Consider the following 23,354-nt stretch of genomic DNA (forward strand, 5'->3'; position numbering starts at 1 on the left):
TTCCTTCATCTGATTTATTTGATGATTTATAGGCCCAAATACTCCTTGATTCCATCGGCAATCGCTTGAGCGGCTCTCATCTGAACAACATCGGACGACATGAGTTCTTCATCAAGTACATTACTCAGGAATCCCACTTCCAAAAGCACCGCAGGCATATTCGTATCTCGGATTACTTCCAAGTTGCCATTCTTCACACCACGATCTCTGAGCCCCAGGGCTTTCACCAAACGTTGATGAATGATAGTGGCTAGTTCCTTGCTGTTACTGCGCTGGTAATAGTATGTCTCCGTACCTGTCGCCTGGGGTGCAGACTTCACGCTATTGCCATGGATAGATACGAATACATCCGCATTTAATTGATTGGCAAGCTGAACACGCTCAGGGCGGGTTGGATAAGTATCACCCTCACGAGTCATGACCAATTCGATATTTGGTTCATTGAGCAGCAGGGCTTGTACTTTGTGAGCCAATGCCAGATTGTAGTCCTTCTCAGGTTTGTTCGTGATGCTAATCGTCCCTGGATCACTGCCACCGTGTCCTGGATCGATCACAACGACCTTGCGTCCTGAATTGCCTACGGGAGTTACAGGAGCAGGTGCGACGTTGTCTCCCGCAACATTCAGATCAATAATCAGTTTATCGGCGATGACGTTCTGGCTGTACTGGACATCCTTCACATTATTCAATTCTACAACAATTCGAACTTGCGCCGGTTCTCGTTTGAAAAGTGAATATCTCACTTCTGTCACATTGGGATAACCGCTCACATCCAGCTTGTCATTGAATCCCTGATCCAGCGGTTGGGAGATATCACCGAAGGTGGCTCCCGGCAAGTCCACAACCAGACGATCAGGGTACTTGAGGATCGTTACTATCGGTTGAACGGCCCCATCCGTGGATAACACGAGCTGATCATTGGCAAATTGGATATCGGTAACCTGGGCGTTAGACGTTGAGTCCCCTTTTCCAGAACTGTTGCCTGGGTCGATAGCAGGTTCCTTACTAGTGTTCGTTAAGTATACGATCTTGTCCTGATTGTTCCATCTTACCTTAAGCCCCATTTGTTCACTGACAAATCGAATGGGCACCACCAGCGTTTTATTCAAAATTTGCGGTGCTGTATTCAAGGTGACTTGTTTGTCAGCAACCATGGCTTGCTTTTGATCCACGGTTAGCGAAATGGTCTGTTGATGCTGAATTTTTACAGTGCGTGCTTGTTGGTTCCAATCGACTTTGAATTTCAAATTTTCGGCAACGACACGAATCGGGATCATCACGTTCTTATTGATGATTGTCACCTGTACATCACTTGGGAGGACTAATTCTTCACCATCGATAAAGATTTTTGACGTGCTTGCAGCGGCATTTCCCTGATTAGGAAGCAAAACGATTAAGAACAGACTCAAAAACAGTAGTAAAATGGTTTTCTTCATTATGCACCTCGACTAGTATTAGATCTATTTTCCACTTCCAAAATATACCTACATATTATAAACGGTAAAAATGTAAAAATGTTTCTTTTTTGATCTTTAATTATCTATTAATGAAAGAAAATAATATGTGTGTTCGCAAATAGGGCGGATATCTCTCCTTTCATTTTCCGCGTTGTAATTAAATTTCACGTAATGTTTGACTTGTGAAATTTAATATCATATACTGGGTGAAATTATGGCAGGATGACGTGTTCATCAAATCTGGCGGGAGGTTGTGAATGGATGGATACAGGCAGCTATCCGATGTGGGAACAGTATCGCTTGAAGCGGGAGCATTACATCATCGGGCTGATGTCAGGAACGTCACTCGATGGAACGGATGCGGCATTGGTACGTATTTTGACGGATAATAATGGGGCATTGGAGCAAATGGATCTGGTTGATTTTTTGTGCGTACCCTACTCCAACGAGCTGAGAGAAGCACTCATTCGGCTGTGTTCACCGGAGACGGCGCGAGTGGATGAGCTGACAACTGCCCATTTCGGTGTGTCGGAGTGGTATGCGCATAGCGTCATGAAACTGATCCATTCTTCAGGTATCTCACCCGGACAGGTGGATGCGATTAGCATGCACGGGCAAACGGTATGGCACGCACCTGTTGATTCTGCTTTTCCAGGACCCGCAGGAGGTAGTCTTCCCGTGATATCCACGCTGCAGATCGGTGAATGTGCTGTCGTTCGAGAGCGGACTGGACTGCCAGTAATTGGCAACCTGAGAGCAAGGGATATGGCGGCTGGTGGGGAAGGTGCTCCGCTTACACCTTATGCGGATGCTCTGATGTTCCGCAGCCCGACAGAAGGACGGCTGGTGCAGAATATCGGCGGCATTGGAAATGTGACGGTGCTTCCATCCGAGTCATCTACCGAAGGTATTTCGGCATTTGATACGGGACCAGGGAATATGGTGATGGACGCCATTGTGCGGCAGGCAACGGATGGGCGGCAGCATTATGATCCGAATGGAAGTATTGCCGCACAGGGGAAGTTCGATCAGGGTCTGGTAGACCTGTGTTTGGAAGATGAGTATTTCAAAAGGCTTCCGCCAAAAAGCACCGGGCGGGAAGTCTACGGTGCCGCGTACGCAGCCCGACTGATGGAGATGGCCGCAGCGCGTTCCTTAACGCTGGAAGATACGCTGGCTACTGCCACCTGTCTGACCGCGGAGACAATCGTGCGAGCGGTTGTGGATTTTGTATTACCGAAGGTGCAAATATCGGCCATGCTTGCCTGCGGTGGAGGCACTTCCAATGCCACGTTGATGGAGATGATCCGTCATAGACTTCCAGAGGGTATCCGTTTGGAACGAACAGCAGATTATGGTGTACCTGATGATGCTCGGGAAGCCATTGGATTTGCTTTACTTGGTCATGAGGCTTTAATGGGCAGAACGAACACGCTCCCGGCAGTAACCGGCGCGAAACACGCCGTAATCTCAGGCAATCTGACACTCTAGTGAGGTCTGACTTTTATTTGAGTTCAGTTATGGAAGGGCGAGGAATTCGATTAGACGCGAGTGGAATTATAAGATAAAATGCTTGTACATGAATGCAGTACGGAGAGGAGGAGCGGATGGAAGGCATGAAAGGTGGACTTGTACGTTTACGCGCATTAATGGATGACTTGACTCCGTCGGAACGAAAGATCGGGGCTTATATTCTGGATCATCCCCAAGAGACGGTTCAGTCCTCGGTGGCTCAGTTGTCTGAACGGAGTGGAGGCAGCCCAGCTGCCATTATTCGTCTTTGTAAATCGCTGGGGGTAACGGGGTTTCAGGAGCTGAAGCTGAAGATTGCCGGAGATTTGCAGACGAGTGAGCCATATCAATATACGGAGATTCGTCCCCAGGACTCCATGGAGAGCATTATTCAGCATGTGTCCGCAAACAATATTCAGTCGGTGAAGGATACCGTTCATATTCTGGACCCACGTTTGGTGGAAAAGGCCGTGGACGTGCTTCATCGGGCGAACCGGATCTTTTTCTATGGAGTGGGGGCCTCCAACCTGATTGCGCTGGATGCACACTACAAGTTCATGCGAATCAATCGCACAAGCTTTTCGTTCGCCGATCCGCATATGCAGATTTCGTCCGCAACGACGCTTCGTGAAGATGATGCGGTCGTATGTATCTCGTATTCAGGGGAGACTTCGAACGTAATCTCCTGTCTCAAGCATGCTCACGAAGGCGGTGCAGCGACAATCAGCATTACCAAGTGGGGCAGCAATACACTCAGTAGTATGGCGGATGTGCCCCTGATGATTACTTCCACCGAAAGTGATATTCGGAGCGGAGCAACATCGTCACGGATTGCTCAGTTGAACGTGATCGACATTTTGTATCTGGCGATTGCCAGTCGGGATTACAACCAGTCGGTGGAGTATTTGGAGAAGAGCCGACAGGCTATTCTGGAACATAAATGAGAATGGACGAGTCCCTTTACTGTTTTTAACAGGAGGGATTTTTTAATGGATAGAGACGTTCGCTTTACCTATAAAAAATCAAAAAAAGGGCCCAGACCAATGTCGGGCTCCTTTGTGTTCAACCATATATTGCTACGTTATTTCCCGGAAATAGCGCTGCGGACAAATCCGTCAGCCAGATCAAGCCTGCGCTGAGCTTCCGTTGCGTCCACGTCTGCCATCAGCATGACGATCGCCGTTTTGACATGCCCATCAGCCGCGATAAATACCTGTTCAATGTCTGCTTCACTCGCGCCTGTTGCCAGCTGGATCATTCGTTTGGCACGATGGACAAGCTTTTCGTTTGAAGGGTTCAGATCCACCATGAAATTGCGGTAGACTTTGCCCAGACGAATCATGGCGGTAGTGGTTAGCATGTTCAGAATCATCTTCTGGGCGCTGCCTGCCTTCATGCGTGTTGATCCCATGACAACCTCCGGCCCCACAACGGCCTCAATACTCACATCAGCCAGCAGGGTCATCGGCGTGCCAGCGTTATTGCTCAAGCTGATTACTGTAGCTCCGATCTGCTTGGCATGTCTCATGGCACCCAGCACGTAGGGAGTTCGTCCGCTGGCGGCGATACCGACTACAACATCGTTGTTGTTCAATCCATGCTCATCCAAGTCTGCAGCTCCCAATTCCTCACTATCTTCAGCACCTTCAACGGGGTCCTTTACTGCCCGGAATCCCCCTGCAATAATACCCTGCACCATGGAGGGAGGGGTACCATAGGTAGGTGGGCACTCGGAAGCGTCCAAAATTCCCAATCTTCCACTGGTACCTGCACCCACATAGAACAGTCTGCCGCCTGACTGAAAGGCATCTACAATCCGGTCAGCAGCCTGTGCGATCACAGGAATGAGTGGTTGAATTAACTGTGCAATTCGTTGGTCCTCGCTATTAATCAGTTCCATAATATCTGCCGAGGGCATTTCATCTATATGATCTGTCAGTGGATTAGGTTGTTCGGTTATCAATGAGTTAAGCATGTGATTCATTCGTATGGCCTCCTTCTCTCTTTCAAAATGATCCATTCTGGGAACAGCGCTGCTTAGCCAACTGCGCCGCACCTACCGCCGGAGCCGGAATATCCTCCCGGTGAACAAATCTCAGCTCTCCATCATATTCCAAAAGCCTCTGAATAAACGTATCTCGGAACAGCTCAGAGTAACGAAACAGTGATCCGGACAGGACAACCTGCGCGGCTGTAAATACATGATGACGGGCAATCAATGCCTTTGCCGTATCTGCCAACTGTCCGGCTTCATCGATAATTAGCATCTGGGCAACCTCATCGCCGGATTCGGCTGCTTCTATAGCGAGACGGGCGATGGATGCCGTTTCGGTTTTTCCCCAATCAGCCTGGTACACCCGTACCTTCAGCTCCAATAGATTCTGAAGATTCAGCTTCTGGATAAGAAGCGGGGTAAGCCGGGTCGGAGGGAGAATCCCGTCATAGCTCTGCATGATGGCTTGAAGCGTCCGTTGTCCAATTCGATAGCCACTTCCTTCATCTCCAAGCAGATGACCCCAGCCTCCTGTGCGGTACCGTTCTCCTTCCGGCGTGAAGCCGTATACGATGGACCCGGTTCCAGAGATACACAATACACCGTGAGTGTGGCCGAGGGATGCCATCAGGGCAATCTCACCCTCCGATACAACCCAGACTGAACAGGTTTCGGATCCTTTCAAATTTTGGTTCTTCATATAGTCATGTACTGCATCAACAATCATCTGACGTTCTTGCACAGTGTCTATACCTGACATACCTAGACATATACCTTTACATTTTGTCGATAAATCATTTATCAGGTTAAAGAGCCAATCCAGCACCCGATGCAGTTCTGAAATCGCCTGTTCGGGCGGTACACTGTGAGGATTGGTGGGACCCCCACGGAACCGGGCGAGTACTTTTCCGGAATCTGAAATGATTGCTGCATCAGTATTGGTACCGCCTCCATCAATGCCTGCATATACTCGCAAACTAGCTCACCTCGCTCGCTTGGGTTTTCTTTTTACATAGTATAGTGGCATGAAATGAAAAAGTAAAATTAAATTTTATAATAAAAAATAATGTTGAATTTTTATTTTACAGCTCATATAATGAACTCAATCTACAATTTTGGAAGGAATTAATACTGTTAATGTCAACTAAGTTGACGTTAATATTGCATTTAAGAGATTTAGCCTGCGTACTGGCAGGTGCAATCTACAGGGAGGTGCTTTTCCTTACTGCCGCGTTTATAGGTGGATGCCGTTTGAAGGCCGAATGATCTCAAAGGGGTAGCATGGTTAGCTAATGAAAGAATCGGAAGACGACACGCGAGGGAGATGAAGGGATGAAAAAGAAGGGTCTGGTATGGACGATGTTGTTGATGATGGTCTGGGTTACTGCCTGTGGGAATAGCGGAGGTGCTGCTTCGGATGATCCGAATGCTGACGATACGGTAACGGTATGGACCTATCCTGTACATGGCACATATGAAGATGAACTGAAGGATCTAATCTCTGATTTTAATAAAGAACACCCGAACATTACTGTAAAGACGGAAATGCTCTCCTGGGCGGAAGGGCCCAAAAAATTCGATGTCGCTTTGAACGCGGGCAACCCGCCGGATCTTTACTTTCATAGTGTAGACGGCACTTATGTGAATACGGGCCTGGGGCTTGAACTGGATAGCTACCTGACAACTGAGATCAAGGATGACTACTTGCCGGGTACGCTTGATTTAGGCCAGATTCAGGGGAAGCAGTATGGATTGCCATTGTACCAATTCCAATGGGCATGGGGTGGTAACAAACGCATTCTGGAAGAAGCAGGCATTGACTGGAAGTCCATTCAGCAAAATGGCTGGACCTGGTCCGAATTCAACGATGCCGCGGCCAAGTTAACCAAAACGCTCGATGGTGGGGCTAAGCAGTATGCGTTGGTCACTGACGGTACTTCGCTCGACTTCATTGAAATGTTATCCCGGAACAACGGCATGATTGATGTTCTTGACAAAGACGGCACGTTCCAATGGAATGATGGACGCATTCTGGATACCCTCTCTTTTATCAAAACCCTGATGGATAAAGGATATATGCCGAAGGAAACGGCGGCTCTCGCTCCAGCAAAACGGACGGATATGTTCTACGCGGGTGAAACGGCGATCATCTCCAAAGCGATTCCTTATTATGATGTGATGATTCAGAACCGTAACAAGGACATCGACGATGGCAAGGTGCAAGGGGAGAAGATTGATTTTGTGCTGTTGCCTGTACCGCATAATGACGATCAACCTGCGGCGACAACAATGGGTGGCGAAGGATACGTAGCCTTCAAACAGAAGAAGGATAAAGGCGAACAGCATGCCAAAAATACGTTCCTGGTGATGGAGGCGCTTAGTGGTGCCAAAGCAGGTAACTCAGCCAATGAACTGGCGCTTCCATTCGTAAGACAGTCCCAGGTGGATCTGTTTAAAGGGAAAGAACTTGGGCAAGCGGATAATCTGGATGCTGCAAAAGTCATGGCAGAAAATATCGCGATGCCGGTTGTATTGGAACTGGATATCGACAAAGCATCTCAGCAAAAACAATTCAAGGAACAAGTTGTGAAGCCTAACATTCAGGCGCTGTTCTCGGGTGAGAAAACACCGGAGCAGATCGCAGAAGACTTCAAGAACAAAGGCCAGCAGATGTTTGGACAATAACTCGGACCATAGAACATAACGAAAAATCACACTGATTAGGAGAGGAGGATTCGCCATGCAGACCGCCCTTGCGCCAAAGCCGTCTGTGCCCCGGACTTCCCGGGTTGCCCGGTTTTGGCGAGACTACGGGTGGGCGTATTTGTTTATTTTGGCGCCTGTCCTGCTGTTTCTCATTTTTACGCTGTATCCGGTACTGACTGCTCTCATTATGAGCTTCCAGAAATACAACATTATGAACTCCACTTGGGTAGGGTTGGACAACTATGAAAGACTGGTAAAGGATGAGACGTTCTGGAAGTCGATCAAAAATACGGTCATCTTTACCTTGGGTACGGTGCCAGTCAATATTCTCATCACATTTGTGCTGTCCTATTTCATCTTTCAGATGAAAAGCAAATGGCAGACTTTTTTCAAAGCTACGATGTATCTGCCTGCGGTAGCATCCGGGGTAACCATCTCCATCGTATGGCTGGCGATCTTTGATCCTACCGATTCGGGGTTGCTCAACCGTTTTCTTGGCTTGTTCGGCCTTGATCCGGTAATCTGGCTGGGCCAATCGGGAACGGCACTCTTTTCCCTCATTCTGATGAACTGGCTCGGATCGCATGGAGCGGGCATTATTCTGTATCTGGCAGCCATGGGTGGTATTCCAAAATCGCTGTATGAGGCGGCGGATATCGACCATGCCAGTGGCTGGACCCAGTTCAGCAAGATTACATGGCCACTTCTGAAACCAACAACGCTCTACTTGCTGGTGACGGGTGTCATCATGTCTTTTCAGGTATTCATCTCTGTCTATCTGATGACGCAGGGCGGACCGAACTTTGCGACAACGACGATTGCCTATCTGATCTACGAGACAGCATTCAAGTTCTATGAATTCGGATTGGCATCGGCTCAGTCATTTGTACTGGCTCTGATCATTATTGTCATCTCCGTCATACAGTTCAAATATTTCTCCAGCGATATTGAGTATTAGAGGTAATTCAAAACACGTACTGTTAGAGCATGTTGCATCAAGCATCCGGGGGTGAATGTAATTCATGAAATCAACACAGAAAAAGACACTGCTCGTCGTTGCATCCATTTTGCTGGTGGGCTGGGCGCTGGTGACGGTCATTCCGATGTACTGGATGCTCGTCGGTTCGGTGCAGGATAGCGCGATGTCAGCTTCGTTTAAACCACAGATGATTCCGGAGCAGTTATCGTTATCACCATATGAGCGCTTTTTTGCCAAAACCGATGCTTGGCGCTGGCTATATAACTCGCTGCTCATCTCGATCATTTTGACCGTCACGAATGTATTCTTCGCCTCCCTGGCGGGATATGCGTTCGCCAAACTGAAGTTTCCGGGAAGTCAGGCGGTATTCTGGACGTTGCTTGGGACGATGATGATCCCGGCACAGGTGACGCTGATTCCTTTGTATATTCTGATGGTCAATGTGTTTGACTTAGGGGATACGTATACGGCCATTATTTTGCCTGCTGCGGTTAGCGTAGGGAACATATTCCTGATGAAACAGTTCATGTCTACGCTGCCCACATCGCTGATACATGCGGCACGTATTGATGCATGCAGTGAATTCGGCATCTTCTGGAAAGTCATTCTACCGATGGCGAAGCCAGGAATCGCGGTGCTGGCGATATTCACGTTTGTGGCTTCGTGGAACGAATTTTTCTGGCCGTTCCTTATTACCAATTCCAACGAGATGCGTACCATTCAGGTGGGGCTTGCCTCATTCGTATTTGCCGAATCAACGGATTTCGGTGCGATGATGGCAGGGGCAACAATAGGTGCACTGCCCATGATCATTCTGTTTTTCTCACTGCAACGTTATTTCCTACAAGGCATTACGATCGGAGCAGTAAAAGGTTAGCTGTTAGTTCAGGACAAGTGACAACGTAAAGGGGGATCTACCTATGGCACGCGTGGAGTTTCGCCAAGTGCGCAAAGAATTCAAAGACGATCATAAAGGAACGTTCACGGCTGTGGCCGGCTCGGACTTTGTTATAGAAGATAAGGAATTCGTGGTGTTTGTTGGTCCTTCGGGCTGTGGAAAGACGACGTCACTGCGCATGATTGCTGGACTTGAAAAGCAAACGAGCGGCGATATTGTGATCGGTGACCGGCTCGTCAACGATCTGCATCCCAAGGATCGAGATATCGCGATGGTATTTCAGGATTATGCACTGTATCCGCATATGACCATCCGTGAAAATCTGTCCTTTGGCCTGAAAAATCTGAAAAAGCCAAAGTCCTATATTGATGAACAGGTGCAGAATGCGGCCTCCATTCTGGGACTGGAAGCCATGCTGGAGCGCAAACCACGCGAGCTGTCCGGTGGTCAGCGCCAGCGGGTTGCGGTGGGCCGGGCGATCGTCCGTGATCCGCAGGTGTTTTTATTCGACGAACCACTGTCCAATCTGGATGCCAAGTTGCGGGTGCAGATGCGGGTGGAGCTGGGTGAACTGCATAAACGCCTCGGTGCCACGATTGTGTACGTGACGCATGATCAGGTGGAGGCCATGACACTAGGGGAACGCATCGTGGTCATGAACCATGGAGATATTCAACAGGTGGCTTCACCGAAAGAATTGTATGCAAGTCCGCGGAATATGTTTGTGGCCGGATTTATTGGTTCCCCGGCGATGAACTTCATCGATGCCCGGATTGAAGGCACGCAGGTTGTCATCGAGGGAGCATCATTCACTCTGTCAGAGGATGTACTTTCTCGTCTTCAGAGCCATCAAGGCAAGCCGGTGATTTTGGGTTTACGTCCAGAGCATATTTTTGGTGAAGATGTGGCTCCAAATATCCCAACAGACCACATACTGCAGGCACGAGTTCAGGTCGTAGAACATTTGGGATCGGAGAATCTGGTGTATTTCCAATCCGGTGCCCGTACTGTTACGGCTAAAGTTCACCCCGAAACACATGCTTATGTAGGAATGGACAAGAATTTTGTGCTGGACTTGCGTAAGGCACACTTTTTCGACCCAGAGACGGAGCTTGCGATTGGAAGAGAGTAAGAGACGAGGCTGGGCGAAGAAGGCATTGTGAGAAAGGAGAGAGTGACGATGCGTAAACTGAGTGAAGTATTGGTCAAGTCGGGCGCGGAGATCTATCGGGATATTATTCCGGTGGCCTTGTACAGTGTTGTTAGCTCCATCGTGATGGTGCCTATTCTGATGTTTGCTCCACTATTGATGGCGGTGCTGCTTCTGGCCGTGATTTATATGCCTATCCTATTCGGTGTCAGTTATGCCGTGTATCACAGGCTGGAACGTAAGGAACGGCGCAATGGGCTTAAGGATATCTGGATTGGAACGTTAAAGGGAGTGGCTCCCGGAGGAGCCGTGGGTGTGCTTTTCGCGGTGCTTGGCTTCATTCTATGGTCAACCTGGTGGTATTACGGTGGACAGGGTGGAATTACAGGTACAGCAGTGAGCGTATTCCAGACGTTCTTCGTTCTCATGGCTCTAATGTCACAGTTCTATACCTGGCAGCTTGTTTTACAAAAAAACATGGGCATTCTTCAGGCAATGGGGGAAAGTGTAAAGCTGTTCTTCCGTCATCCAGGGTATACGATGGGCGCTTGTTTTCAGGCCATGTGTCTGACGGCTTTGTTGATGCTGACTGTCGTTGGTTTCGGAGCACTGTTTGGAGGTATGTTTGCCATCTATCAGCATAAGGTTGCTCTCAATGTGCTGGAACCCGAAGAGGAGCCTTCCGCAACAGGCGGTAATGATCACCAGCATACAGGTTGGATAAGCCAGGGGAATGTGTGATGGGCCTGTTGAATGGGTCCGAGCAGATTCCGGCCGTAAAAACGGGAGTTGATCTTTTGTCCAGAGGGTTGTCACATCCATGGTTAACCGATACTCGAATCGGTTTGATCACGAACCCGACTGGTATTACGGCGGACTTTGTATCGACAATAGATGTATGCGCCGGACTGTCGAATGCCGAGCTTACAGCACTCTATGCCTGTGAGCACGGACTGGATGGAGAGCTTCAGGCAGGTGTCAGATTCGGAGATATGCTCCATCCGCGTTTTGGCATTCCGGTGTTCAGCCTGTATGGAGATTACAAGAAACCTACACCTGCAATGTTGGCTGGAGTGGATACGGTACTGTTTGACATTCAGGATGTGGGCATCCGCTATTACACGTATGTCTCAACCCTGTTCCATATGATGGAGGCCTGCGCTGGAGCTGGTAAACGGTTGCTGATTCTGGACCGCCCCAATCCACTGGGAGGAAACGCTGTGGAAGGCGGTGTGCTGAACGCAGGGTATGAATCTCTCGTTGGCGCTTGGCGTGTACCTGTACGTACCGGAATGACGGTAGGTGAACTGGCTCTGATGGTTAACAGCGAGTTGGAGGTGCCGTGCCAATTGGACGTGGTTGCCATGGAAGGGTGGCATCGCTCCATGGAGTTCACGAATTGTGGGCTTCCCTGGATGCTACCTTCTCCGAATATGCCCACGCTGGACAGTGTGCGGGTATATGCGGGTACGTGCCTGTTCGAAGGCACTAATGTATCGGAGGGCAGGGGCACGACCCGCCCATTCGAGTGGATCGGGGCACCCTGGGTTGAGGGTGAGCGTTTGGCGGAACGATTTCGGGAATACAAGCTGGAAGGTGTGCATGTGCATCCGGTGTATATGTCGCCAACGTTCTCCAAACATGCAGGGGAGCTGTGTGGAGGCGTAAGAATTTTTGTGACGGACAGCAGAAAATTCCGGGCGGTAGAGACAGGATTAGTGCTTTTGCATGAACTGGCGTCGATTTATCCGGAGCAATTTCGCTGGTTGGAGCCGCCACAGCCGGGTTCTCGTTATTTTATTGATCTGTTGACCGGAGGCAGGAAAGTCAGGGAATTCATTCATGACCGTGCGGAATTCGTTCGTTTAATCGAAGCATGGAATGTACAGGCAGCGGAATGGAAAGAGCGGCGAAAGCCGTTTTTGTTATATCAATGAACGGATGTTTGTCATCGGAGGGAGGTATGGAATGAGTGGAAAAAAAGAGTTATACCTGTCGAAGTTGAAACAGATGACCTTGCGTGAGAAAATCGGGCAGATGCTGCTTTGTGGCTTTCATGGCACTGAAGCTACTGGCGATGTGGAATCCTTTCTCCGAAAGTATCCCATCGGTGGTGTAATCTACTTTGCGCGCAACGTTGAGTCGCCAGAGCAGGTAGATCGGTTATCGTTAGGGCTACAACAGACTGCCAAAAGCAGCGGTAATGTGCCGCTCTGGATATCCATTGATCAGGAAGGCGGCATGGTTGCCCGGATTATCGAAGGGATTGCCTTGATGCCTGGGCAAATGGCCATTGCTGCTGCCGGTTCCATCGACGATGCGTATCAGGCGGCATATATCAGTGGGTTGGAGCTGAAGTCCATGGGCATTAATATGAACTTTGCTCCGGTATTGGATGTGAACAATAACGCGGCCAATCCGGTAATCGGTGTACGATCATTCGGCGAATCTCCACAATCCGTTGCAGAATATGGGGCCAGAACCATTGCGGGAATTCAGGACGCTGGCATTGCAGCGACAGCCAAACATTTCCCGGGACACGGGGATACGGATACCGATTCGCATCTGGATCTCCCGATCATCGCTCATGATCGTGAACGGGTAGAGCGGCTGGAGTTGATTCCATTCCAAGCCGCCATCGCCGAAGGTGTCGATGCCATGATGTCGGCGCATATTTATTTTCCTGCACTGGAGCCGGAGCGTCTGCCCGTGACACTATCACAAACCGTATTAAGCGGATTACTTCGTCAGGAACTGGGTTATGAGGGCATGATCGTGACAGATTGCATGGAGATGGATGCTATTGCCGTGAACTATGGGACTGTCGATGCAGCTGTGATGGCGGTAGAGGCTGGAGCAGATCTGGTGTTAATTAGCCATACGGCTAATCTTCAGGCAGAGGCCTTTGAAGCGTTGCTAGCAGCTGTGAGGAGCGGACGGATTAGCGAGAGTCGTATTGATGAATCGGTAACCCGCTTGCTGATGTACAAGGCGAAACGTGGTTTACTGGAGAGTGAAACGGGTGGTGCAGGTGATGAGGAATTGGAAGGTGTAGTATCAAATGCACTTTCGTCAAAGGCTTCAAACGATCTTGCTCTATCCAGTTGGTCGGAGCGCAACAGTTCATTACACCAAGAGGTTGCCCGCCGTATTAGCGAGAACAGTATCACACTGGTGCGCGATGAGCTGAATATGCTGCCTTTGAAGCTGGAACGCACACTGGTCATAACAGTTGCCACGTCGGTGACGACAATTGCTGACGAACAGCTGACTCAGGCGTTCACCTTGGGCGCGGCTTTATCCAATTATGATCTGGACGTTGTCGATCTGACGGTCACGCCCGAGGAAGTTGCCATTCGATCCGCTCGTCTGCTTCAGGCGGCGGAAGAGGATGACATTCGGCAGATTGTGGTGGGAACCTACAATGCGGGAAGCCCCTCCGGCGATCCACAGTGCCGACTGATCGGCTGGTTGCAGCAACTGGGCAAGCCATTGACGGTTGTGGCATTGCGAAGCCCTTATGATCTGCTGGCGATTCCGTCTGCCGAGGTCTATGTAGCGGCTTACGAGAGCCGACCTCTTGCCATGGATAGCGTCGCTCAGGCGCTGATGGGTCGTATTCCTTTTGCGGGGAAACTTCCTGTCACGATAAAGTAAAAATGAAGACCTACAGAGCAAAGAGACGATCCTTTACAGGACCGTCTCTTTGCTCTGTACAAACGAATAATTATGGATTATTTCAATTGCAGTGCTTTAGCTGTTTTTGCCTCAACTTCATCCAAAAGTGAAGTCATGTCCATACCTGCGTGGTTACCAAGCAGGATAATGGTGATGTCATCGGACAGATTACGTGAAAAGGCTGTGGCAAACCCGCCACCACTACCGTTGTGGAAGACGGTACGGTTCGTGCCGTTCTCTTTCAGAATCCAGGCGTAGCCATAGTTTTTATCAGAGTAAGGTTCATACATTTGTTCAATCGTATCCTGGCTTAGAATCTGGTCCGTATACAAGGCACGATCCCATTTCAGCATATCGTCCACCGTGGAATAGATAGTTCCTGACCCGGATTGAGATACATAGTAAGGAGCAGTTACCCATGCATTTTCTTGTTGAACAAATCCACTAATCGTATGCACTTTACGGGAAGCCTCTCCCGAATTCTTCATGCCAAGTGGCTTCAGTATCGTCTGTTGCACGTAATCGCCATAACTCATGCCGGATACTTGTTCAACGACGTATGCAAGCAAAACATACCCGCTGTTGCTGTATAGATAGGCACTTCCCGGTTCAAACTTCAGCGTTTTGTGGCGAATCTCTTCTACAGTCTCTTCCATAGAAGTTCCTTCACCCCGACCGAATGCGGATGGCAGGCCTGAGGTCTGAGATAACAGCATGTGCAGCGTAATCTGATCTCCTTGCGGTATACCGGAGATGTACTTGGAGATGGGATCTTGCACATCAACTTTTCCTTCTTCCACCAGACTAAGAATAGAAGCGGCCGTGAAGGATTTGCTCAGCGATGCGATTCGAGTCTTCTGATCCGGGCGATTCAGCGTCTGCTCGTCGGCAAGTCCGTAGCCTTGCTTCAAAAGTACTTCACCATCACGGGCGATCAGCGCCATACCTGGATAGTTGATCTCGCGCAGATATGTATCTACGCTAGCAACCTCGTTGTTCAGCAGGCTGACTTGATCGGTTACCATATTCACACTCATCTGACCTGTAGCTGTGCGTTGGACTTTAATATCGGCCTTGATTGCATTAGCCATGGCCCGGACAGGGACCATCAACGTACCGTTAACGGTACGTGAATTTACACCTGTGGCCAGATCGACTTGGTTTACCTTAATGGAATTGCTACCAGCTTGAAGTATCAGCTTGTCTCTGCCAACGGTAATGGTAGCCGTCTTGGTGCGATTATCCCATTTTAACGTGCCTTTGACAGATGTGACCACATCCCGAAGTGGAACAAACGTTGAACCTTTGATGATAAGTGGTGCGTTCTTCCAGGATTGTTGCTCACCATTCACTTCAATGTGAACTGCTTGCGTCGTCTGCGCTGCGGATGCATGAATACCAGCTTGTCCCAGAATCGGACCTGCGCACAGGATGAACGCTAACAGAATGCGGAACATGGATGAATATACATTGGACACACGTTGCCTTTCATTTGCCTTGCGTAAGATTTGAATCCTCTCCTTCCAATCGTTTCATGAATAACCAGCTTATGAGCATTGTAAACGATCTCGCTAAGGGGGTCAAAACGAAAAGAAGGATAAGGTGCGTCCATCTAACCTGACCGAAAAGATTAAATTTATTCTAATTTAGTATCGATACATAATATTTTTACAGCGATTGTCCGATAAAAGGATGGGTGAAGATTATGATGGGGGATAGTTAAATGAAGAAAAGGATTCGAAATTGGTTTACTTTAACCGTAAAAAAACGCCTAATCGCTGCATTGCTCCTGTTCCTGATTGTGCCGAGCATTACCGTGGGATGGTTATCTTATCAAAAAGCTGCCGACCAGGTTAAGCTGGAAATTATTCGTTCCGCACAGGCCAAAACAGAAATGCTTAGTCTGCAGATAAATCAAATGCTGGAAATGGAGAAGGATAACGCAGCGCAGATGGCTGCAGGTATTACTTCAAACGATATTATTAACAAGTCCCCTGCGCTTCAAAGGCAGATGGATCGAATGTCTCAGAGTCATAAAGAACTGGGTGTTCTTACGGCAGGTGCCGATGATGGTAGCTGGATGAAATCCCCTGATCCCGGAGAACAGATCTATGATCCGCGTGAACGTTCATGGTATACGATGGGTATGTCTCAAGACGAACCGGTAATCTCGGATACGTTTCAGTCGGCTACAACAGGCGAGTGGGTCGTAACGGCAGCAGCCAAGCTGGCTGATGGTAAAGGGGTATTTGGGGCCAATGTCAGTCTCAATCATCTGAAAGAATCCGTTGATCAGATACGTATTGGTAAAGAAGGAAAACTGTATATGCTGGATAACGGGGGTAAATTCCTGTTCCACTATAGTATTGAATCGGGTACGCAGTCAGATGAAAGCTACATTAATGAGATGTATACGCAGGAAAGTGGGACGGTGAAGTATACATACGAAGGTCGCGAAGTGGAAGCTGTGTATTATACCAATCCGGTGACGGGGTGGAAAATTGTTGGCGAGATGGTTCCTTCCGAAGCAACGGAAGCCGTAATGCCTATTATGATCCGTGCAATTACGATTGTGGCATCTGCATTGGTTATAGGGTTGATTCTGCTTATTTTCATTATCCGCAGCATTCACCGACCATTACTGCAATTAACGCAGGCAGCATCCAAAGTAAGCGCCGGAGATCTCACCGTTCGGGTTGGTTTGCAGCGCAAGGATGAGTTCGGACAGCTTGGAGAAAGCTTCGATACAATGACAACTTCACTGCGTAATGTGCTTGGGGAGGTACATGATACATCCAGTCAGCTGGCAGCTTCTTCTGAAGAGCTGATGGCAAGTTCTGAGCAGACATCCAAAGCGACAGAGCAGGTAGCTGAACTGATGCAGGATGCAGCTGCAGGAACGACGTTGCAGAACAATAGTCTTGCCGCTACTGGCCAACTTGTGGGCGAAATGTCCATTGGAGTCAAAGAAATCTCATCAAGTGCTGAAGACACCGCTCGTATCGCTCTGGATGCTTCCACCAAGTCGGAAGCGGGTATGGTTACCGTAGAAGAAGCGGTTACGCATATTCAGCAGGTGAATGACGAGAGCAAAGCCATGTCTGTGGTCATTGAGGATCTGCGCGCGAAAAATGAAGAGATTCTTGTGATTGTGGCTGAGATTACGTCCATCGCCAAACAGACCAACATACTCGCATTGAATGCGTCCATTGAAGCTTCAAGAGCTGGCGAGCAAGGGCGTGGATTCGCGGTCGTAGCCAACGAAGTGAAGACACTGGCTCACAGCTCAGGCGCTTCAGCCGAGCGGATTAATGAGCTTATGCATGAGATGCAGGAGAAAACCAATGCAGTGCAATCGACCTTTGCCCGTACAGGTGAAGGTATGATCAAGAGTTCGCAGATGGTTACGGAGGCGGGCGAAGCCTTCCATAACATTCGTACTGCCGTACAGTTGGTGGCTGCACAAGCTGGAGAAGTATCCGCGGCTTCCCGTCAGATTGATGGGGGCATGAGTCATATCAACAAGGCAGTAAATGATACGATGGTTCTGTCAGACAGAATTGCCTCTGGAACGGAAGATGGCTCTGCTGCTGCTCAAGAGCAGTTGGCTACAATGGAAGAGGTCGCAGCATCTTCGGCGGCATTGTCACGTATGGCTGAAGATCTGCAAAGCATGATTGAACGATTTAAGTTGTAACAGGGATTGAAATGAAACAATGAGTTATGATGAATACTTAAAGGAAGGCGCTGAAATGCCCTTTCTGCAATGAGACTGCAGGGTTGCAACCCTGCAGTCTTTTTTCTGTTGAACAAGGGGGGTTAGGTATGTCTTAGAACAAAACATCCCTTTGAGTTATATTGACATAAACTAAACAAAAATATATTATGTCTATAAATAAACAAACAATAATAAAATTAAGTTGATGGATATACGGTTGAAATGACCATATCAATAAAAAAAGGAGCTTTTACATGAAATCCTCGGAATCTTGGTTACAAACCGCTTCGTTGGAAGAGATCAAACGTGGTTATATGGAGGAAGGTCCCGCCTATATATGCGTCTGCTGCGGATACAGAACGGAAGCGGGGATTATTTACCCTGAAGAAGGGGTGCTCTATGAGGCTGCCCGCTATATGCGTGTTCATATCGAGAAAGCTCATGAATCGGTATTTGAGTATTTGCTGGAGCTGGATAAAAGCGTAACCGGATTGTCTGATGTGCAACGGGGCTTGCTGGCCCAATTCTATGAAGGCAAGAAGGATGCTGAAGTACAGAAGGCCCTTGGCATCGGGAGTGCCTCCACAATCCGGAATCATCGGTTTGTATTGAAGGAGAAGGAGAGGCAGGCCAAGATATTCCTGGCATTAATGGAGCTTCTCAAGAGTAAGGATACCCAAGCTCCGGCTGAGTGGGTATCACCTGTGACAAGGCATGGACATACGATCCATCGTGACTCATTTGATATTACAGAACAGGATCGGGAGAAGGTGCTGAACAAGTATTTTCCAGAGGGGACTGGCGGTCCACTAAAGACGTTTCATATGCAGCAAAAGCATAAATATATCGTGCTCACTGAGATAGCCAAACGATTCGATACAGAACGCAAATATTCCGAGAAACAGGTCAATGATCTGCTGAAGGAAGTCTATGAAGATTACGTGGAAATACGGAGGTATCTCATCGAGTATGGTTTGCTGAAACGTGAGCCAGACGGCAGTCAGTATTGGCTGGGAAGCCGCGCAGATCAACAGAGCGCCGAAGTTGGAAAACAGGAGCGCAAAGAAGAGGGGGAGCAGGAGAACATGAACCGTCGCAAAGAATTGCAGGAACAGGCCAAAGAAGTCAAAACGGAAGCGGGCGTCTACCAGATTCGGAATGAACGTAACGGCAAAGTTTATATCGACAGCACACTTAACCTGAAAACCATTAACGGACAACGGTTTATGCTACAGATGGGTAGCCATCTGAATCGAAGATTGCAGGCTGAATGGAATGAATATGGAGAGACTGCCTTTGTAATCGAAGTGCTGGAGACATTGAAACAAGACGATAATCCCTATTACGATCCCAAAGATGCGTTGGCTAAATGTCTGCATCGCTGGTTTCAACAGTTAGAGCCTTATGGAGATCAAGGGTACCACGGAGATAAAAAGCCATCTGCTGAATAAGCGGGACATTTTCCTCTCTAAAATGCCTGACCTTTTATAACCCAAAGCCCCTTTGCCAATATGATGGCAAAGGGGCTTTTGGGTTATAAACTACTTGTTATATAAGTTGAACCAATCTTTTACACGATAACGGAGAGGACAGAAAAAACCTGAAAAAGCGGAGCGTTCGCCTTTATCCCCAGATTTTCCCCTTTGGATAAGGGAATCAAAAAATCTGGGGATAACAGCGATTGGAAGGTTATTCTGTCATCGTAGTGCTAGTGTAAACAATCTTTAGTTCAACGTTTACAGCTTGAATTGTTCCACCAGCTTCTGCAGCTTGTGAGCCAGATGTGCGAGCGAGTCAGCAGAGGATGATATCTCCTGCATGGAAGCAACCTGCTCCTCTGTAGCTGCAGAGATGTTCTCTGTTCCGTCCGCATTGGTTTCGGATATAGTGTGGATCTGATCAATGGACTGCACCACTTCGGCTGTACTTGCAGACATCTGTTGTGAGGCTGCTGCAATGTTCTCAAGCTGATGATTGACGACACCCACAGCCTGGCTAATCTGGGCAAAAGCTTCATCTGCAAACTGAACGGCGCGAATGCCGTTGCTTACATCCTGTTGCCCGATCTGTACATTGTGATTGGCCATTGCAATCTCCTGTTGAATCGCTCCAACCATCTCTACAATCTTCTGGCCGGACAGGCTGGATTGTTCAGCGAGCTTGCGGACTTCGCTGGCAACAACGGAGAAACCGCGTCCATGCTCACCTGCACGTGCTGCTTCAATCGAAGCATTGAGTGCAAGCAGATTGGTCTGTGCAGCGATGTCTGTAATAACAGATACCATCTCGCCAATGGATGTGGAATGCTGTCCAAGTCGTCCAGCAGTATCTGCCATACCTTGCACAAAGCGACTGACGGAATCCATCTCGGATACGGCCGTCTGCATGGTGGCATTCCCTTTATCCGCGAGTTCACTTGCTTGCATGGCAGCTTCAGATACTTGTTGCGTACTATGCGTTACCTGTCCCACACCTCCGGCTAGCTCATTCATCTGCTGTGCCGTATGCTTGAGGCTACTTGCTTGTTTCTCAAGTCCAGCTGCGGATTCTTCCGTGATCAAGGCAACTTGCTCTGTTGCTTTGGTTGTCTCCGATGAGTTGACTGCCAATTGTGTTGAAGAAGCAGTTAACTCATCAGCCGTGTGTCGCACGTCCTGAATGACGGTTCGCAAGGATTCGCTCATTTTATTGAAGCTGGTACTCAGCTTGCCGAATTCATCCTGCCCCAATACAGCAACCTCGATGGTCAGATTACCACCACTAATTTCGTCAGATGCCTTCACCAAGCGGTTCAGCGGTTTGGTGATTGACTGCACAATCCAGAAAATGATGATGGAGCTTACCGCAATTGCAATGGCTACAACGACAAGCGTGGTATAGAGAATCGGCCGGACAGATGCTGTCACTTCACCACTGTCAATCACACCGACTACGGTCCAGCCAGTCGTTTCATTGGTGGCGAAAAAGGCGTGTTCCTGGTTTCCATTTAGTGTATAAGTCAGACTTCCATTTTTCTGTGCAAAAATATCTTTATAGGGTTCCATGGTTCCTTCGGTCCCTGGTTTTTCGGTAGGATGTACAATGATTTTGTTGGCATTATCAATGATATAGACATAACCCTTCTCGCCAATCTTGGTGGAATTAACCGTCTTGGAGAGGGCTTCAAGCGACAGGCTGACAGAGACGACACCATGGCCATCCGCTGAGGTCTGAGCTACCGAAGCAACAACATTGCCGGTATTGCTTGATATGTAGGGTGTAATTACGGTAGGGACATCTTTGTTCTGCGTAGCAGCCTGATACCACGGGCGTTCCCGGGGGTCGTATCCTTCTTTGTTCACTGCAGTTACAGGGGAGTTAATATACACGCCCTGATCCGTACCGATGGAAGCAAGTTCCACGTCATCATGGGTTTCCTTATACGCGTCGAGCAAGGTACGGATGGTCTCTGTTTCGTCACCCTGGTTGGGTCCGACATTGCCTGCGTCCAGCTGACTTGCCAAGAAATCCACATTTTTGCGTGTTGCACCAATGATCTGGTCAATGGTCTGGTTAAGTACGGTAACACTGCTGATTGCGTTCTCATACATTTTCTCTTCAACCTTGGCATCGGCTGTTTGGAACGAGATAATACCCAGACTTATTGTTGGAATGAGCAATACAATAGCAAATGACAAAATCAGTTTTTCTCTCATCTGCATTGTTCTTTTGACCCCTTGTTTACGAATCATCTTCTTCATACACATTCCCCCTCTGTGTAACCCATCCCTATGTCTGGTGGACAAGTCAATCTGGTAAAAGATAGTTCATTCCATCCTTTCCAGATGTTTCTGGTGCTATCGTATGACAAAATTCGAGTTTATTCAACAATATTTATGAGTTTTACGAAAATATTTTTCGATTTTATAGGTATTTAGGATTACATCTGTTCTATAAAAAGTAATCTGTCTCTCCCTTAGTGCACATCTTGTGGTATATTTCTGAATTAATGTGACACGAAAAATGAACCTGAATGGATATACATCGATATATATCGGTTTATGGAGACCAAAATTGGAGAGGGGATGTACCGGAGTTGGACCAAAGTACATTACAGATATCTGGACAGGAGAACACAGAAGAGGTCCAGGATCAGGCTACATTCATGCAGGGGGTCAAAGATTGTATCCCAACGCTGCTTGGCTATTTGAGTATTGGCTTTGCTGCGGGGGTCATTGAAATGACAGCAGGTCTGAGTCTGGCGGAAACGGCTCTGCTTAGCCTGATTTTATATGCAGGATCAGCCCAGTTCATTGCAGCGGGTATGCTCGCATCGAATGGGTCAGCAGTAGCCATCATGTTCACCATATTTTTCGTAAATCTACGTCATTTGCTGCTCAGTGCAGCTGTATCACCGTATTTTCGGCATCTGACCCCGCTTAAAAATATGTGGATTGGTTCACTGCTTACGGATGAGTCTTTTGGCGTAGCGATGACACGTGCGATTGGCAGAGAAAGACTCAGTGAACGGTGGATGCACGGTCTGAATATTACGGCGTACTTGAACTGGTTCGTGGCTAATATGGCGGGAGCGTACTTTGGACGCTGGATTACCAACCCGGAACGGCTGGGTCTGGATTATGCCCTGCCTGCGATGTTTATTGGACTGGTTGTACTCCAGTTGGTGCATCGTAAAAATAAAAAAATACACATTAATGTGGCTATTATCGCCGTTGTCTGTGTAATCTTCGCCAGCATGGCTTCACTTGGCAGCATGAGTGTCATTGTGGCTGCGGTCATTGCGGCAACGATGGGAGTGTTCATGGAACGATGGAAGTAAGATGGGATGTATTCTGGATTATTATGGGTTCGGCGCTGTTAACATTTATCCCGCGTGTACTGCCACTGATGCTGTTCAGCAAGATACAGATTCCAATGTGGTTGTTACGCTGGCTGGAGTATGTACCCGTAGCGGTCATGGCAGCACTGATTGGTCAGGAACTGTTCATGTCAGACAACCAGTTGGTGCCGATTACGCACAATGCAGCCCTGTGGGCATCCCTGCCTACGATTGCAGTAGCGATCTGGACACGCAGTCTGCTTGGAACCGTATTGGTTGGTATTGTGGCTATGATGATTCTGCGATACGTGATGGGATAGAGTGTGGATTGAAATATGAAATACCTGAAGGAATAGAATTGTGATGAAAACGCTATTTTCTATTGTGGCCGAAAGGGATAAAATGGAGACTGAGGTGTTCAGTGTTTCCATTTTGCACAAGAGG

General features: G+C 48.3%; 18 protein-coding genes. 13 read left to right on the forward strand and 5 right to left on the reverse strand.

The window, feature by feature from the left end; genetic code table 11:
- Positions 1–26 precede the first annotated feature (26 nt).
- The gene (locus OM416_RS23000) at positions 27–1,436 is read right to left on the reverse strand and encodes an N-acetylmuramoyl-L-alanine amidase family protein (protein WP_264933349.1); all 1,410 of its coding nucleotides are present in this window, start codon (positions 1,434–1,436) and stop codon (positions 27–29) included.
- A 282-nt stretch (positions 1,437–1,718) separates the two neighbouring features.
- Between OM416_RS23000 and OM416_RS23005 the strand changes: the two genes are divergently transcribed.
- Together OM416_RS23005 and OM416_RS23010 are read left to right on the forward strand one after the other, a co-directional pair.
- Positions 1,719–2,948, forward strand: coding sequence for an anhydro-N-acetylmuramic acid kinase (locus OM416_RS23005; RefSeq protein WP_264933351.1), 1,230 nt, complete (start codon positions 1,719–1,721; stop codon positions 2,946–2,948).
- Between the two features lie 125 nt (positions 2,949–3,073).
- Complete coding sequence (locus OM416_RS23010; protein ID WP_264933718.1) at positions 3,074–3,913, forward strand: MurR/RpiR family transcriptional regulator; 840 nt, start codon at positions 3,074–3,076, stop codon at positions 3,911–3,913.
- A gap of 137 nt (positions 3,914–4,050) precedes the next feature.
- On the opposite strand, the gene murQ is transcribed toward OM416_RS23010, so the two are convergent.
- Together murQ and OM416_RS23020 are read right to left on the reverse strand one after the other, a co-directional pair.
- Complete coding sequence (gene murQ / locus OM416_RS23015) at positions 4,051–4,953, reverse strand: N-acetylmuramic acid 6-phosphate etherase (RefSeq protein WP_264933353.1); 903 nt, start codon at positions 4,951–4,953, stop codon at positions 4,051–4,053.
- Positions 4,954–4,975: 22 nt separating this feature from the next.
- The gene (locus OM416_RS23020; protein WP_264933355.1) at positions 4,976–5,938 is read right to left on the reverse strand and encodes an N-acetylglucosamine kinase; all 963 of its coding nucleotides are present in this window, start codon (positions 5,936–5,938) and stop codon (positions 4,976–4,978) included.
- A 356-nt stretch (positions 5,939–6,294) separates the two neighbouring features.
- Between OM416_RS23020 and OM416_RS23025 the strand changes: the two genes are divergently transcribed.
- The 7 genes from OM416_RS23025 (at position 6,295) to nagZ (ending at position 14,352) form a co-directional block, all read left to right on the forward strand.
- On the forward strand, positions 6,295–7,647 hold the full coding sequence (locus OM416_RS23025; protein ID WP_264933358.1) for an ABC transporter substrate-binding protein: 1,353 nt from the start codon (positions 6,295–6,297) through the stop codon (positions 7,645–7,647).
- A gap of 55 nt (positions 7,648–7,702) precedes the next feature.
- Positions 7,703–8,626, forward strand: a complete 924-nt coding sequence (locus OM416_RS23030) for a carbohydrate ABC transporter permease (protein ID WP_264933360.1) — start codon at positions 7,703–7,705, stop codon at positions 8,624–8,626.
- Positions 8,627–8,690: 64 nt separating this feature from the next.
- The gene (locus OM416_RS23035) at positions 8,691–9,524 is read left to right on the forward strand and encodes a carbohydrate ABC transporter permease (RefSeq protein ID WP_105406148.1); all 834 of its coding nucleotides are present in this window, start codon (positions 8,691–8,693) and stop codon (positions 9,522–9,524) included.
- 43 nt (positions 9,525–9,567) lie between these two features.
- Positions 9,568–10,677 (forward strand): ABC transporter ATP-binding protein, encoded by a 1,110-nt coding sequence (locus tag OM416_RS23040; RefSeq protein WP_264933363.1) that lies wholly within the window; start codon positions 9,568–9,570, stop codon positions 10,675–10,677.
- Positions 10,678–10,725: 48 nt separating this feature from the next.
- Positions 10,726–11,436 (forward strand): hypothetical protein, encoded by a 711-nt coding sequence (locus tag OM416_RS23045; RefSeq protein WP_264933365.1) that lies wholly within the window; start codon positions 10,726–10,728, stop codon positions 11,434–11,436.
- Positions 11,436–12,632, forward strand: a complete 1,197-nt coding sequence (locus tag OM416_RS23050; RefSeq protein ID WP_264933367.1) for a DUF1343 domain-containing protein — start codon at positions 11,436–11,438, stop codon at positions 12,630–12,632. Before OM416_RS23045 ends, OM416_RS23050 begins: the two co-directional genes overlap by 1 nt.
- Before the next feature lie 31 nt (positions 12,633–12,663).
- On the forward strand, positions 12,664–14,352 hold the full coding sequence (gene nagZ, locus OM416_RS23055) for a beta-N-acetylhexosaminidase (RefSeq protein ID WP_264933369.1): 1,689 nt from the start codon (positions 12,664–12,666) through the stop codon (positions 14,350–14,352).
- Between the two features lie 77 nt (positions 14,353–14,429).
- On the opposite strand, the gene OM416_RS23060 is transcribed toward nagZ, so the two are convergent.
- Positions 14,430–15,851 (reverse strand): serine hydrolase, encoded by a 1,422-nt coding sequence (locus OM416_RS23060; protein WP_264933371.1) that lies wholly within the window; start codon positions 15,849–15,851, stop codon positions 14,430–14,432.
- Positions 15,852–16,096: 245 nt separating this feature from the next.
- On the opposite strand from OM416_RS23060, the gene OM416_RS23065 reads away from it, so the two are divergent.
- Together OM416_RS23065 and OM416_RS23070 are read left to right on the forward strand one after the other, a co-directional pair.
- Complete coding sequence (locus OM416_RS23065) at positions 16,097–18,070, forward strand: methyl-accepting chemotaxis protein (RefSeq protein WP_264933373.1); 1,974 nt, start codon at positions 16,097–16,099, stop codon at positions 18,068–18,070.
- Between the two features lie 275 nt (positions 18,071–18,345).
- Complete coding sequence (locus OM416_RS23070; RefSeq protein ID WP_264933375.1) at positions 18,346–19,542, forward strand: DUF2087 domain-containing protein; 1,197 nt, start codon at positions 18,346–18,348, stop codon at positions 19,540–19,542.
- A gap of 285 nt (positions 19,543–19,827) precedes the next feature.
- On the opposite strand, the gene OM416_RS23075 is transcribed toward OM416_RS23070, so the two are convergent.
- Entirely contained in the window at positions 19,828–21,831 is a 2,004-nt protein-coding gene (locus OM416_RS23075; protein WP_264933377.1) for a methyl-accepting chemotaxis protein, read from the reverse strand.
- A gap of 404 nt (positions 21,832–22,235) precedes the next feature.
- On the opposite strand from OM416_RS23075, the gene OM416_RS23080 reads away from it, so the two are divergent.
- A complete protein-coding gene (locus tag OM416_RS23080; protein WP_062837349.1) occupies positions 22,236–22,910 on the forward strand; it encodes an AzlC family ABC transporter permease in 675 nt (224 codons plus the stop codon).
- Entirely contained in the window at positions 22,901–23,230 is a 330-nt protein-coding gene (locus OM416_RS23085; protein WP_264933379.1) for an AzlD domain-containing protein, read from the forward strand. Before OM416_RS23080 ends, OM416_RS23085 begins: the two co-directional genes overlap by 10 nt.
- Positions 23,231–23,354 lie beyond the last annotated feature (124 nt).

Source organism: Paenibacillus sp. LS1 (assembly GCF_026013365.1).
Classification (GTDB): Bacteria; Bacillota; Bacilli; order Paenibacillales; family Paenibacillaceae; genus Paenibacillus.